Source organism: Vibrio sp. NC2, from assembly GCF_025195005.1.
Taxonomy (GTDB): Bacteria; Pseudomonadota; Gammaproteobacteria; order Enterobacterales; family Vibrionaceae; genus Vibrio; species Vibrio splendidus.
The window spans coordinates 48,154-62,668 of record NZ_JANVFC010000012.1 but is presented as its reverse complement, the minus strand read 5'-3'; the positions used below and the strand labels follow the sequence as shown (position 1 = coordinate 62,668).

General features: G+C 44.9%; 15 protein-coding genes and 1 riboswitch. Of the genes, 3 read left to right on the top strand and 12 right to left on the bottom strand.

Features of this window, described 5'->3' with window-relative positions; genetic code table 11:
- Positions 1 to 2: 2 nt before the first annotated feature.
- Positions 3 to 1,424: a phosphomannomutase/phosphoglucomutase gene (locus NX845_RS15745; protein WP_065682386.1), complete on the top strand. Its 1,422-nt coding sequence runs from the start codon at positions 3 to 5 to the stop codon at positions 1,422 to 1,424.
- Positions 1,425 to 1,537: 113 nt separating this feature from the next.
- On the opposite strand, the gene aroG is transcribed toward NX845_RS15745, so the two are convergent.
- From aroG to NX845_RS15725, 4 genes are all read right to left on the bottom strand, one after another.
- Positions 1,538 to 2,590, bottom strand: coding sequence for a 3-deoxy-7-phosphoheptulonate synthase AroG (aroG, locus tag NX845_RS15740; protein WP_065682328.1), 1,053 nt, complete (start codon positions 2,588 to 2,590; stop codon positions 1,538 to 1,540).
- 316 nt (positions 2,591 to 2,906) lie between these two features.
- A complete protein-coding gene (locus tag NX845_RS15735; protein ID WP_065682327.1) occupies positions 2,907 to 3,122 on the bottom strand; it encodes a DUF3820 family protein in 216 nt (71 codons plus the stop codon).
- Positions 3,123 to 3,134: 12 nt separating this feature from the next.
- Complete coding sequence (locus NX845_RS15730) at positions 3,135 to 3,470, bottom strand: hypothetical protein (RefSeq protein WP_065682326.1); 336 nt, start codon at positions 3,468 to 3,470, stop codon at positions 3,135 to 3,137.
- Between the two features lie 100 nt (positions 3,471 to 3,570).
- Positions 3,571 to 3,924, bottom strand: a complete 354-nt coding sequence (locus NX845_RS15725; protein WP_017066796.1) for a hypothetical protein — start codon at positions 3,922 to 3,924, stop codon at positions 3,571 to 3,573.
- A gap of 323 nt (positions 3,925 to 4,247) precedes the next feature.
- A riboswitch (cyclic di-GMP riboswitch) is annotated at positions 4,248 to 4,337 on the top strand.
- 72 nt (positions 4,338 to 4,409) lie between these two features.
- Here NX845_RS15725 and gbpA point away from each other — a divergent pair.
- Positions 4,410 to 5,876 (top strand): N-acetylglucosamine-binding protein GbpA, encoded by a 1,467-nt coding sequence (gene gbpA / locus NX845_RS15720; RefSeq protein WP_065682325.1) that lies wholly within the window; start codon positions 4,410 to 4,412, stop codon positions 5,874 to 5,876.
- 111 nt (positions 5,877 to 5,987) lie between these two features.
- Here the strand turns inward: gbpA and cyoE are convergent, their stop codons facing one another.
- The 4 genes from cyoE to NX845_RS15700 form a co-directional block, all read right to left on the bottom strand.
- A complete protein-coding gene (gene cyoE, locus NX845_RS15715; RefSeq protein ID WP_065682324.1) occupies positions 5,988 to 6,962 on the bottom strand; it encodes a heme o synthase in 975 nt (324 codons plus the stop codon).
- Positions 6,952 to 8,007 carry a heme A synthase gene (locus NX845_RS15710; protein ID WP_065682323.1) on the bottom strand — a complete coding sequence of 352 codons (1,056 nt, stop codon included), beginning with the start codon at positions 8,005 to 8,007 and terminating at the stop codon, positions 6,952 to 6,954. Before NX845_RS15710 ends, cyoE begins: the two co-directional genes overlap by 11 nt.
- A gap of 116 nt (positions 8,008 to 8,123) precedes the next feature.
- On the bottom strand, positions 8,124 to 8,732 hold the full coding sequence (locus tag NX845_RS15705; RefSeq protein ID WP_260256977.1) for a hypothetical protein: 609 nt from the start codon (positions 8,730 to 8,732) through the stop codon (positions 8,124 to 8,126).
- On the bottom strand, positions 8,725 to 9,672 hold the full coding sequence (locus NX845_RS15700) for an SURF1 family protein (protein WP_083994930.1): 948 nt from the start codon (positions 9,670 to 9,672) through the stop codon (positions 8,725 to 8,727). The genes NX845_RS15705 and NX845_RS15700 overlap by 8 nt, the downstream gene beginning before the upstream one ends.
- Here NX845_RS15700 and NX845_RS15695 point away from each other — a divergent pair.
- Positions 9,560 to 9,790: a DUF2909 family protein gene (locus NX845_RS15695; RefSeq protein ID WP_029203703.1), complete on the top strand. Its 231-nt coding sequence runs from the start codon at positions 9,560 to 9,562 to the stop codon at positions 9,788 to 9,790. The genes NX845_RS15700 and NX845_RS15695 overlap by 113 nt on opposite strands.
- Positions 9,791 to 9,809: 19 nt before the next feature.
- Here NX845_RS15695 and NX845_RS15690 read toward each other — a convergent pair whose 3' ends face one another.
- From NX845_RS15690 to coxB, 4 genes are read right to left on the bottom strand one after another with little or no spacing between them, the layout of a single operon-like run.
- Entirely contained in the window at positions 9,810 to 10,694 is an 885-nt protein-coding gene (locus tag NX845_RS15690; RefSeq protein WP_065682320.1) for a cytochrome c oxidase subunit 3, read from the bottom strand.
- 38 nt (positions 10,695 to 10,732) lie between these two features.
- Complete coding sequence (locus tag NX845_RS15685) at positions 10,733 to 11,407, bottom strand: cytochrome c oxidase assembly protein (protein WP_065682319.1); 675 nt, start codon at positions 11,405 to 11,407, stop codon at positions 10,733 to 10,735.
- 11 nt (positions 11,408 to 11,418) lie between these two features.
- Complete coding sequence (gene ctaD / locus NX845_RS15680) at positions 11,419 to 13,080, bottom strand: cytochrome c oxidase subunit I (RefSeq protein WP_004730080.1); 1,662 nt, start codon at positions 13,078 to 13,080, stop codon at positions 11,419 to 11,421.
- Entirely contained in the window at positions 13,077 to 14,315 is a 1,239-nt protein-coding gene (gene coxB, locus NX845_RS15675; RefSeq protein ID WP_065682318.1) for a cytochrome c oxidase subunit II, read from the bottom strand. Before coxB ends, ctaD begins: the two co-directional genes overlap by 4 nt.
- Positions 14,316 to 14,515: the final 200 nt, after the last annotated feature.

Below are 14,515 nucleotides of genomic sequence, written 5' to 3'. Positions count from 1 at the left end.
AAATGAAACCAACATTAGATCTTCGCTGCTTTAAGAACAACGACATTCGCGGCATCATTGGTAGCCAAATCAATGAGCCGTTTGCCTATCTGCTTGGAAAGGCGTTTGGTGAATATCTCCTGTTAGGAAATGCCAAGACCCCAAGTGCATGGCCTCCAGTCGTTATTGGTCGAGATAACCGTGAAACGTCTTTGTCACTGCAAGAAGCCATTACTGCAGGCTTAATCGAGTCCGGGATAAGCGTCATTGATCTTGGGATGACTGGCACTGAAGAAGTCTACTTTGCGACTCGTCACCTAAAAGCGATTGGCGGAATACAAATCACAGCCAGCCATAACCCAATCAATTACAACGGAATGAAATTGGTCGGTGCTGACGCTAGCCCCATCAGTAAAAACAGTGGTTTAGATAAAATCAAACGACGCATTAAAGTACTGAATCAAGAGCTGAACGCCGATTCGCCGATCGTTCATGTTCAATCAAATAACTCCTGCATATCAACTAGTATTCTCGCCCCTTATGTAGACCACCTACTCTCCTACATAACACCTTCTAAACTTTCACCAATGAAGATTGTGGTTAACGCAGGAAACGGCGTTGCAGGACATGTCATTGATGCTTTGGAGAAGAAATTTAACGAACTCAGTGCCTCTATCACCTTCATCAAGGTTCACCATACTCCTGACGGAAATTTCCCTATTGGTATTCCCAATCCATTGATTATAGAAAACCAAATAGCGACTCGAAATGCTGTGTTAGAACATTCGGCCGATCTAGGGATTGCGTGGGATGGTGATTTTGACCGCTGCTTTTTCTTTGATGAAAAAGGTAATTATATTGAGGGTTACTATATTGTCGGGTTGCTCGCTGAAGCATTTTTGTTAAAAGAGCCTAACGCCACAGTGTTGCACGATATGCGTATGACATGGAGCACGATTGAAGTCGCCAATAAGCTTGGTGGGAAGGCTGTTGCAGTCAAAGCTGGGCATGCGCTCATCAAAGAGAAGATGCGAGAATTAAACGCTGTGTACGGTGGTGAAATGAGTGCGCACCATTATTTCCGTGATTTTGGGTATTGCGATTCAGGAATGATTCCTTGGCTGCTTATTATCGAACTGATGTCGAAAACTCAACAATCTCTTCACCAATTGACCAATTCGAGTATGGATAGATTTCCCTCTTCAGGAGAGATCAATCGTAGGGTTTCAGACCCAGAACAAGTCATGGCTTATGTGTTGTCGCACTATCAAGATAACGCCGTTGAGATCGATCACACAGACGGGCTCAGCATGAATATGGGCACATGGCGCTTCAACTTAAGAAAGTCCAATACAGAGCCGTTGATACGCCTCAACGTAGAAACCAAACAAGATAGAACTTTGCTTTCACTTAAAGTCGACGAGCTACTGTCTTTTCTCATTTAAGAGTACAAGGCACTTTCCGCTTACAACTAAGAACCACAAAAAAGCCCTTACTAGCGATTGCTAATAAGGGCTTTGAATTTTCAGTCGTTTAGTGACTGGCTGTAATAATTAGATTACTTGTTGCGGCGAGCTTCAACAGCGTCTGCCAACTGGCGAAGTACTGTTTCAGTATCTGCCCAACCAATACATGCATCAGTAACAGATTGGCCGTAAGTTGCAGCTTTACCATCAACAAGATCTTGGCGACCTTCAACAAGGTGAGATTCAATCATCACACCAAAGATAGCTTTGTCACCGCCTGAGATTTGAGCACTAACGTCATCAGATACATTCATTTGACGCTTAAACTGCTTAGAGCTGTTTGCGTGGCTGAAGTCAATCATGACCTTTTGTGGAAGGCCTGACGCAGCTAGTTCTTCTTTGATTTTACCTACATGCTTAGCGCTGTAGTTTGGCTCTTTACCGCCACGTAAAATGATATGACAGTCAGGGTTACCCACTGTTTCAATAATTGCTGAGTGTCCGTACTTAGTCACAGATAAGAAGTGGTGCGAAGCGCTTGCCGAACGAATAGCGTCTGTTGCGATCTTGATGTTGCCATCAGTACCATTCTTAAAGCCAACTGGGCAAGATAGGCCAGAAGCCAGTTCACGGTGAACTTGAGATTCCGTAGTACGAGCGCCGATTGCACCCCAGCTGATTAAGTCAGCAACGTATTGAGGCGTGATCATATCTAGGAATTCACTTGCCGTCGGCATTCCCATATCAGTTAGGTCAAGCAGTAGCTTACGTCCAAGACGAAGACCATCATTTAGCTTGAACGTGTCGTTCATGTACGGGTCATTGATTAGACCTTTCCAACCAACGGTTGTACGTGGCTTTTCAAAGTAAACACGCATTACGATTTCAAGGTTATCGCCAAGTTCGTCGCGCAACACTTTCAAACGCTTGCCGTACTCAAGAGCGGCTTCTGTATCATGAATAGAACATGGGCCAACAATAACAAGCAAGCGGTCGTCGCTTTCTTCTAAAATATTGTGGATCGCTTTGCGGCTTTCAAAGGTTGTAGAAGAAGCAACTTCTGTCGCTGGAAACTTTTCTAAAACAGCAACAGGTGGTAATAACTCTTTTACTTTGTTAATTCTTACATCATCAGTCTGGAACATTGCTTACTTCTTCCTTTTTTCTATCCTTGAGCTGAATGTACGTTGTCTCACGTAACTTTCTTTCAGCACTAATCTTCTTGTTCCTTGTAACTTAACTAGTAAAAACTCTAGTTTCAATCACTAATTGAAAATAAACGCAATTTTTTTTGTGTTTTATATTAGAAACACCCTGTATAGCATTATTTACACGCTATCGATTGCGTAATTTCAAGGAAGACAAGAGAGCAGCTATTCTTCAAGCTTCAGCATACATGTAGCATTGTGTAGCACTTGAAAACAAAAAAGCTCACGTGATTAACGCAAGCTCTCTATTCAATTACATTCTTTTCAATGGTTTGACAACGCTATCAAGCCCTTCAATTTTCAGAGCAAGGCACAGTTTTAATAAGTCACCTAGCTCACCAGAGGGGAACCCTTTTTTGTCGAACCACAGCAAATATTCTTCAGGTAAGTCAATCAACGCACGACCAGCGTATTTACCAAATGGCATTTGCATTCTAGCAAGTTTAATCAGGTTCTCTTTCTCTAGCATTACAGGCTCTTTCTATGCGTCATCGATATTCTGTAGAGTATCACCTAAACGTTCAACCCAATAGTTGATCGCATCTTTGGCATCATCAAGCGAGTCAATCATGGTTGAAAAGTCTTTATTACACGCTTCACGGTCGATCACCACAGAATCATAGTCGTCTAACTTGGAGCTCAGTCGCTGCGCATCACGTAGCCCAATCCTTGCCCAAACTAGGTCAACGCCTCCATCAGGGACTGGCTGAAAATCTTTATAACTGGTGAATTTAGTTGCGGTTTTAATTGGGCCGCCTGCACAACCAAACAAGAAGATGCTGGTTGCAACAAGCAAAAAGACTTTTAGAGGTTTCATGACGCACTTAGTTAAAATTAAGGAATTTAATTGAGTAAGTCATACCTTATATGAAAAGTTTGTAGAAAAGGGGAGTTAAAACTCAGAGCTAGCTTTAAAATTAATCATGCTGAACGGTGTGTGCATACTCTACGATTACCTGATTTCCTTCGATATAAGCATTTTGGATCTCACCATCAACGCTCATTCTACTTTTTAGGTAGACCACTTTAGGCCCTGACTCATTGCCTTCTTTAAGTGAAGGAAAAACATTCCTAGGCTCTAAATGAAGTAAACGACAAAAGTGACTAACGAAAGACATCGTTAATGGCGTCTCGCCTCTTAGCACTCTAGAGAAATCAAGCTGGTTCATTCCAAGCTTTTTTGAAAACTCCATCTGCGTAATACGCATTCTCGATTTTTGTGACATCCACGTTTGATATAACGCGTCTCTATCTAGTTCTGTGAATTCCATACCGACTCCTTTATATAATTCATACCAATCAATTGTCCGGCTTTTCATACATAGCATGTCAGGGTTTGGTTAGTGGAAACCAAAGGTTTGGTTTTGATATGCGCGCAATTGTCGTGCAGAACAAAACATCACAATCGAAAAGCATTCACAAAAGCGATTAGAGCAAATACTTTCTTCATTTATATCAATAATTTATACGTTAGCGAACTAAACATATAGCAAGTTAATTTGTATTAAGAATTAAAAGTTCGAGATTGGCATTCCACATTTCAATCTATTGATTCGCATTTATAAAACTGGTTGGCTACATTTCGCTTGCTCAAACGCACTTCTGGCAAACTATTTGAAAGAATAGGACGCAAAGCCACCGGTCTGTCGACAATTATTCTGTCTATGATAGCGGGGCCGCCACTTAATAGGATTTAAGTGTCAATGCATGCTGGAGTGTTCTCTTTTTTGTCGGCCAAATACAGTAAGGACAAATAATGAAACAACTCCCAAAAAAATCGCTCATCGCACTATCGCTACTTAGCGTAAGTGGAGCAAGCTTCGGTCACGGTTATGTTTCGGCATACAATAATGGCGTTGCTGAGAGTCGTGTCGCCCTGTGTAAATTCCCAGCGAGTGATACACAACAAAAAAACACCAACTGTGGTGGTATCCAATATGAGCCACAAAGTGTGGAAGGCCCTGAAGGCTTCCCTGAAATCGGCCCTGCTGATGGAAAAATCGCCAGTGCGCAATCTTCTTTAGCAGCAGCGCTTGACGAGCAGACAGCCGATCGCTGGGTTAAACGTCCGATCAAGTCTGGTTCTCAATACTTCGAGTGGACGTTCACAGCTAATCACAAGACTCGCGACTGGAAATACTACATTACTCAACCCGACTGGAACCCAAACCAACCTTTGGCGCGCAGCTCTTTCAACTTAACGCCATTCTGTGTTGTTGAAGGCAATATGGAACAGCCACCGATGCAAGTAAGCCACTTGTGTAATGTGCCAGAACGCGAAGGTTATCAAGTGATCCTTGCGGTATGGGATGTAGGTGACACTGCAGCGGCTTTCTACAACGTTATCGATGTGAAGTTTGATGGCGACGGCCCTATCATTCCTGATTGGGATCAAGGTGGTCAAATCAACCCGACACAAGACCTGAATGTTGGTGACGCTGTTTATACGCGTGTATTTGACCAATCTGGTGAGAACGCTTCATACAGCACAGAGCTTGTGATTGAAAGTTCTGATCAAGGCAAAGCCAATAACTGGTCTTACGCACTTGCCTCTAAGATCAATCAAGAGCAGACGCAAATCAAAGCAGGCCAATTGAATGACCAAGGCGATTTCGCACCCGTTTACGGCACGAACCCTGTTTATCTAAAAGCAGGCTCTGGCTTTAACAGTGTTGAAATCGGCTACAAGATTGATACTCCAGAACCCGAGCATGAGCTAGAAGTAACAGGTCTAGAGTCAGAGTACATTATCGATGAGAGCCAACCTACTCAGCTTGACCTTACGCTAGCGGCAACAGGCGATATCCAAGCCGAGCTTACCGTGTACAACCATCACCGTGAAGCACTTGCATCTCAGAAATCAGACCTAACAGACGGACAAGTTGAAGATATTCAACTGACTCTTTCTAAGTCAGAAGCTGGTCACCACATGCTTGTGGTTGTGACCAAAGATGACCAAGGTAACTTAGTGGATCAGAACACGCTTGATTTCCATCTAATGGACGAGCAAACACCGCCACCAGCGGGCGACTACGACTTCGTGTTCCCAGAAAGCATTGAGTCTTACACAGCAGGAACAAAGGTTCTAAGCAGCGATGGTGGCGTTTATCAGTGTAAAGAGTTCCCATACTCTGGCTACTGTGTTCAATGGGCTCCAACAGCAACTCAGTACGAACCAGGTGTCGGTTCACACTGGCAAAGTGCTTGGAACAAAGTGGACTAATTACTCGCTAGATACTTACTTTGTATTGGGTGAGTTTTAGTCATCAACCAAACAAAAACGGATGCCCAAAGCATCCGTTTTCTTGTTCATTAAAAGTAGAAACGCCAGTTGTCAAAGTAGATAGTGGTCTGCCAACAGAGCAACAAACAAGATCATGAGATGATAGATGGAGAACTTAAAGGTCTTCATCGCCATATTAGGCTCATCACGATACTTAAGTACCCAAGCGTGATAAACAAACCCGCCGTTTAACACCAATGAAGCGCTTAGATATATCCAACTACTCATGCCAACCAACACCGGCAATATACATACGATGCTTAGCAGCAAGGTATAGAGCAGAATCGATGTTTTGGTGTACGCAATACCATGGGTCACAGGAAGCATGGGGATATTCACTTTGGCATACTCATCACGACGATGAATTGCCAACGCCCAGAAGTGCGGAGGTGTCCAAATAAAGATGATCATCACCAACAACCAAGCATTTGAATGAAGCTCGTTGGTGACTGCCGTCCAACCCAATAGCGGAGGCATTGCGCCTGCGATCCCTGCAATTACGATGTTCTGTGGCGTCGCTCGCTTCAAGTACATTGTATAGATGACCGCATAGCCTAATAAACTCGCAAAGGTTAACCAAGCCGTGAGTTGATTGACCCACACCATTAACGTGGCAAACCCAAGTAAGCCGATACCCGCGGCAAAGCTGAACACACGCACACTATTCAGTTCACCAGATGGTAAAGGGCGTCGATTTGTTCGAGTCATCTGGCCATCGATCTTTTTATCGATCAAGTGGTTAAACGCCGCTGCTGAGCCTGCCATTAATCCTATTCCGATCATTCCAAACAAAGTTTGCTGTAAAGGTAATCCGTTGGGCACGGCCAAACACATACCCACTAAGGCCGTCAGTAACATCAAAGCCACCACTTTAGGCTTGGTCAGCGTTAAATAAACTTTCCAAGTTGCTTTGTTTTTTGCAGCTATTTCGTTACTTAAAGCTGTGTCATTGTTGGCTGCTATCTTATGAGTTAAGGCTGCGTCTTGAGCCACCACTTCATACTGTGTTGACGTTCTACTGACCATGATTACCTCCTTGTAATACACTGTTTTTCACCAAGCTCTGACTTGGTTTGCGTTGCCACACCACAAAATTGGTTACAACCATGCTGATGAGCAACATCGCTGCGACTAGGTTATGCAAAACCGCGACTGAGATTGGCAGGTGAAACCATACATTACTGATCCCAAGGCTGATTTGGGTAAACAGGACTATTGCGACAATCACGCTCAGCTTTTGGTGAGGCGCTTGGCCAAATTTCCATAGCTGGTACACGATCATCAGCACCGTTAACGTCGCCACAATAGCCCCGAACCTGTGCATTACATGGATGGTAAGCCTTGCGGGATATTCCAACACGCCAAACTCATAGTTATCATGGCCATGTTGAGCAAAATCGAAGGCATTCTTGAAATCTAAATAGCTTGTCCAGTTCCCTTCACAGATAGGTAATTGGGTACACACCAGAGCGGCATAATTAGACGATGTCCAGCCACCAAGCAGTATCTGCCCAACCACAATGAGTAATCCGAATAGTGCCGAGACTTTAAGTGGTGAAGAATAGGTAGCCTCACCAAAACGGCTTTGGAAATGAGACAAACGACAGTAGAGCAGACACAACAGTGACAGCAACGTGAAGCCCCCCATCAAATGCGCCATAACCACAACGGGCATCAACTTGAGAGTCACCGTCCACATTCCAAGCAAAGCCTGAAATATCACGGTTGCAGAGATAAGTAACGGAAGACCAGCAGCTGTTATATTCTTTTTAATACACCAAGCAACAACAACAAAGATAAGCAGCCCTAATGTTCCTGCAAAGTAGCGATGGATCATCTCTATCCAAGCTTTGTCTGCTTCGAGAGCTCGTTCTGGAAATTGTAGATTGGCTTGATTAACTGCTTGGGTATTCGAGGGAACGGTAATCTTTCCATAGCACCCAGGCCAGTCAGGACAGCCAAGGCCAGCATCAGACAAACGGGTATAAGCGCCGAGCACAATCACGGTAAGGGTTAACAAGATAGTTAATCTCATCATGTGCATGAGTAAATCAGGGGCTTTATTCTGCATCGTTTATCTCCCTATACTTATTCCCTTTTCGCTAACAACACTCAGCATTAACGCAATCTGCTAAAGCTCATTAACTCAAGCTCATCAACTCAAGCTTATCAACTTAAGCTGATTAACTACCCAACTCGTGACAGCTTAAGCAGCTTTCTTAGATCATGAATCATGCCTTTAGATTGGCTGACTAGCTGCGAAGGATCAGAAACACTTTTGTATTCCATAACCAATTGCCCGAGTGGGTCAATTATGACAATGGAAGCGGGTGCAAACTCAGTACTTAATTGATCACCACCTGCTAACAAAGATAAATCAGGCTTGTTGAGCGAACCCGACAACGAGTTACCTTCTGAGACGAAAACAACGGCGGTCACTCGCTCTTTGTTTTTCCCTAGCGCCAAGTAACTTTGATTAAAATAATGGAGTTGTTGTTCGCATAAGCTTTCACACTCTGTGGGAGCGATATAACCCACAACCCAACCCTCTCCAGCCATGGGTACCGTTACGCCGAAATCCGCTAGTGTAATTCTTGGTTCGACCAATTCGCCTGAGTTAGTGACACCTGACGTATACCAATTCTGATCCAACACTGTTTTGGCGATAATCGCAGGCAAAGCGAAAATTAAAACGAGTCCGATTAATACCAAACGTCCCTTAGTACGACGGCTTCTAAGCTCAGCCATGTTTGCCTCGGTACTTTCCCTGTTCACTTGTGCTTGAGACTTATCCATCGTTGTTCTCCGTGATAGGTGTCGTTTTTAGGTACCGATAGCCAATTAACAACATCAAAAACAAAAGTACCGCTGCCATTACAAACCATTGAAATGAGTAACCGAAGTGCTTCTCAGATTTCATTGCCGTCGGTCGCCATAACAACTCATAAGGCCACGATTCTAAGCTTTGCGGTTGGAAGACAAAGGGTAAAACGGCTTGTCCTGTGTGCTCTGATAACGCTGTTATGTTGATGTTTTGAATTCTTTTAGGCGTTGTGTTTTCTAAACCCAGCTCATGACTTAGAGGATTCACTGAACGAGTGTACAAACGCCCTGACATATTGGTCGGTAGTGTTATGTTTCCTAGTTGTGGAAGCTCTCTTCTGTCATTACTTGCCGCAACGAACCCCAGATCGATCAATAACTGCTTTTCGGCCACTAAAGACTCGTTTTCATCTTCAAGACGAACCTTTCCCAACATGTAAATCACATACCCCACCGCTCCTTGGTTAATCTGATTGTCTAACAAGACCACTAAGCCACTTGGTGTTTCCAGCTCCACGTCAACTCTCAAACCATTTAAAGACGGCAGTTCAGATGAGCCTTGCGCTTGTGTACGCGAGTCCTTCCATTCAGAGATAACCGTGTCCAATGACCTAGGCGATTGCTGCGCTCTTTCTGATAGCTGTTGTTCATAACGCAATTTCTCGTTACCACGCTCTAACTGCCACAAACCCAACTTGATTAAAATGCCGACTGAAACCACAGTTAAAACAACCGCTATCCAAAAACCTTTACTGCGGAACTTGTGTTCATCATCAATCAATCGGTTTGGAGTTATCACTATGGCGTCATCTACCTTTGTGTTGTTGTTTAAAATTGTATTGGTCGCTTTGCTGTTTTTTATCGCTTTCAATTTGATGAAAGGTCTAATCCAAATCGCCTCAGGTAAACACAATGGCAAAAGACTGAGTCACTTCTTGGGTCGTCGAGTCATGTGGTCAGCCGTTGTCGTGCTACTGTTGTTACTGGCTTTAGGTTCAGGAGTGATAACTCCCAACCCTCGCCCTTACTAATCCCCTATAGGCTCAACCGCTAAAGCACATAAACAAACACAAACAGCCCTAACCAAACCACATCAACAAAGTGCCAATACCAACTGCCCGCTTGGAACGCAAAGTGGTCTTTCGGAGTGAAGTGGTCTTTCGCAACTCTCGCCAGTAACACAATCAAAAAAATCGTTCCTAAACAGACATGCAAACCATGGAACCCAGTCAACAAGAAGAAGGTGTTGCCGTAGATGCCAGACTGAAGTGTCAGCCCCATCTCTTGATAAGCGTGAAGATACTCTTCAACCTGGAAGAACAGGAAGAAGCCAGCCAGAACGATGGTTATCTCCAACCAGACGATCAAAGCCATGCGCTTATTTTGTTCAAGACTGATATGTGCCATGTGCAGAGTCACAGAAGAAAGCAGCAGAATAATGGTGTTCTTAAGCGGGATACCTTGCCAAGACATCGCTTCTGTCGTCACGCCATCAGGGGTAGTCGTTAACGGCCACATTGATTGAAACATCGGCCACAACACTTCATGGGTCATAGCATTGTTGCCCGCCCCACCAATCCAAGGGACAGAAATCATTCGAGCATAGAAAAGCGCGCCAAAGAAAGCGCCAAAGAACATGATCTCAGAGAAGATGAACCAGCTCATTCCTTGTCTAAAAGAACGAGAAATCTGCTCAGAATAGAGACCACTTAATGATTCCGTGATCACATTACTAAACCATCCTGCGAGCATGTAAAGCAACACACAAAATCCGACTAACAGAACTGCTTTTCCAAACATGCCGCCAGCGGCATCAGTGCCCATATTTTGCACCGTCAAGCCAGCGCCAACCGCGACCAAAAATAGTGCGACGGCACCCACCAATGGCCAGTGGCTTTGATGTGGAACGAAATAAACTTCCTTTTTAGAACTCATCGCTCAACTCCTTATGTTGATACTGGTTCTGTAAATCCCTAGTTACTTGCGAGTGTGCTCGCTTTTGGTGAGCCAGATTGTAGTGTGTTCAATGTTGATGTGCTCACTTCAGGCTTACTTGCCTCTCCACTCACCTGACTTGTAATGTTAAACAGCGTATAAGAGAGTGTAAGCGTATGTATCGATTCTGGAATATCTGGCTCAATGTAAAATATCAAACCCATTTCTGCGCTCTTATGCCCGTCCAATGGCTGCTGATTAAAGCAAAAGCATTCCATCTTATTGAAATAAGTTGCCCCCATACCCGGAGAAACCGATGGCACAGCTTGGCCAACCAATGAGGCTCCTGATAGGTTTTTGGCGATGTAGTTAGTTTGAACCACCTCACCAGGGTGAACCTCTAACACTCGAACCTCAGGCGCAAACTGCCATGGCATATCTGGCTTAATGTGCGACATGAATTCCACTCGAACAGTACGAGAATAGTCGGGCTGCATTCCCTGAGGTTGCACCGCTGAAACGGTATTAGTTTTGCCATTGATCCCTAAAGCCTCACACATTACGTCATACAGAGGAACCAAAGCGAAACCGAAGCCAAACATCGCAACCACGCCCAACACCAAATAACCCGTCAGCTTTTTAGTCGATCGCTTATTAGACAGGCGCTTTGGTTGTTTTTTATCTTGATTGGGATCGCTTTGCTTATCACTCATGGTTCTATCCTCTAATCCACTTTAGGTGGATGAGTAAAGGTGTGGTGAGGCGCAGGGCTTGGTACTGTCCATTCAAGACCTTCAGCTCTATCCCAAGGCTTGCTTGGCGCAGGCTCGCCCCCTCTTACGCACTTAATCGCTAGCCATAAGAAAATCAGCTGAGACAACCCAAAGGCAAAACCACCAATCGACACCACTTGGTTAACGTCGGCGAACTGAATCGCGTAATCAGGAATACGACGCGGCATGCCTGCTAGTCCTAAAAAGTGCATCGGGAAGAACAGTACATTGACTGAAATTACCGACGTCCAGAAATGCCACAGACTGAGCTTGTGGTCGTACATATGCCCAGTCCATTTCGGCAGCCAGTAATAGGCGGCGGCCATAATTGAGAACACAGCACCTGTCACCAGAACATAGTGGAAATGAGCCACAACAAAGTAGGTATCGTGGTATTGGAAATCAGCTGGCACGATAGCGAGCATCAATCCGGATAACCCACCAATCGTAAACAGAACTATAAAGGCAATCGCAAACAGCATTGGAGTTTCAAAAGTCAAAGCCCCTCGCCACATGGTCGCCACCCAGTTGAAGACTTTCACACCGGTCGGCACAGCGATCAACATGGTGCAATACATGAAGAACAATTCTGCAAATACTGGCATACCCGTGGTGAACATGTGGTGCGCCCAAACCAAGAATGACAGCAATGCGATACTACAGGTCGCATAAACCATAGAGTGATAACCAAACAGACGCTTACCACTGAATGCAGGGATGATTGCAGAGACAATACCAAAAGACGGCAAGATCATGATGTACACTTCGGGGTGCCCAAAGAACCAGAATATGTGCTGGAACATCACCGGGTCCCCACCACCTGCGGCATCAAAGAAGCTCGTCCCAAAGTATTTGTCGGTCAGCACCATGGTCACCGCACCCGCGAGCACGGGCATCACGGCTATCAGTAAGAAAGCGGTAATTAACCATGTCCATACGAACATCGGTAGCTTGAACCAAGTCATACCCGGTGCGCGCATGTTCACTATGGTTACGATGACGTTAATCGCCCCCATGATCGAACTGATCCCCATAATATGAACTGAGAACACAAACAATGCCGTACTGTCTGGGCCATAAGTTGTCGAGAGTGGCGCATAAAATGTCCAACCAAAACTCGGCCCACCTCCCTCAGTAAACAAAGATCCGATCAAGATTAGAAACGCAAAAGGCAAGATCCAGAAACTGAGGTTATTCATTCTCGGCAACGCCATATCTGGAGCTCCGATCATCATCGGGATCATCCAGTTAGCCAAGCCCGTAAATGCTGGCATCACGGCACCGAATACCATGATTAAACCATGGACTGTAGTCATCTGATTGAAGAAATCTGGCTCAACAAGTTGTAACCCGGGTTGGAATAGCTCCGCACGGATCACCATTGCCATGGCACCACCCGTTAAGAACATCGCAAAGCTGAACCACAGGTAAAGTGTACCGATGTCTTTATGATTGGTTGAGTAAAGCCAACGAGCCCAGCCTTTAGGTGCCGCATGTGAGTCGTGATCGTCAACAGGCAAATCATCATTGCCCAGCGTACCTTCCGCAGAATGGCTCAGTGCTTGGTCTTCTGCTGGAGCCGATTTCACCGGCTTATTGATTGGTGAACTCATAACTGCTCCTTAGCATCGTTTTGTGCTTGATCCGTTGAACCTTGCGTTTCGTCCATTGAACCTTGTTCGTCAGCTGCTTGGCCTCCGCCTTCTTGCTTGGCTTTATAAGCGTTCACATCTGAAGCCTGAACAATATCGCCCGTATCATTACCCCAAGCGTTTCGCTGGTAAGTCACTACCGCTGCGATCTCTTTCTCGGTTAACTGATTATCAAACGCCTGCATCGCCGTTCCGCCACGACCATAAACAATGGTGTCGATATGAACACCCACATCGCCAAGCGCAATAGGGCTTCCTTTGATGGCAGGAAATGCTCCAGGGATACCTTCGCCATTCACTTGGTGACAAACTGCACAACGAGTTTTATATACCTCTTCGCCAATGGTATTGAGCTCTGCCAAAGAAAGTGACGCATCTAATGCATCTTGCGCGGCTTGTTGTGCGGTTATCGCCAATTCTTTCTGGTCCGCTAACCATGCATCAAACTCGTTTTCCTCCATAGCCTGTACCACTATCGGCATGAAGCCATGAGCACGACCACATAACTCAGCACACTGGCCTCGATAAACACCGGGCTCATCTATCTTTGTCCAAGCTTCATTGATAAAGCCCGGAATGGTATCTTTCTTAACGGCAAATGCTGGGACCCACCATGAATGAATAACATCATCGGAAGTCATCAAAAAGCGGACTTTACGATTGATAGGCAGTACAAGCGGCTTATCAACCTCTAACAGGTAATGCGCGCCTTTCACTTCAATGCCTTCAATCTCTTTATCGCTGGTTGCTAGGAGGCTGAAAAACTCAACGTCTTCACCAAAATAGCTGTAGTGCCACTTCCATTGCGAGCCTGTAATTTTGATTGTGAGTTCTGATTGAGAGGTGTCTTCCATCGCAATCAAGGTCTTGGTCGCGGGTATGGCCATAGCGATGAGGATAATAATAGGAATGATGGTCCAAAGGATTTCGACTTTCGTACTTTCGTGAAAATGAGCAGCAACCGCCCCCTTCGACTTTCGGTGTCTCAGAATTGAATAAAACATCACACCAAAAACAACGAAAGCAATCGCACAGCAGATGTAGAAAATCAGCATATGAAGTTCGTATACCTTACCGCTGATCTCAGTAACACCTTGAGTCATGTTGTATTCAGTGCTGGCATGCACCAAAGGCGATACCAAAACCACAACAAAACTTTTCAAAAGCCACCCTAGCCTAACCAGTAATCTTTTCAAAAGATCTCTCCTTATCCTTCCTAATTGGATACTTGCGACCTAAATGTCGTTGCGAGCAGTGTTTCATTACGAGCTGTATTTCGTTGCGAGCTGTATTTCACTACGAGCTATTTGTCATTGCGAGCTGAACAACATTCATTGTTATTCCAGCTGCACATGAAAGGCTGAATCTCAATCTACAACTCACATGGAACTAGCCT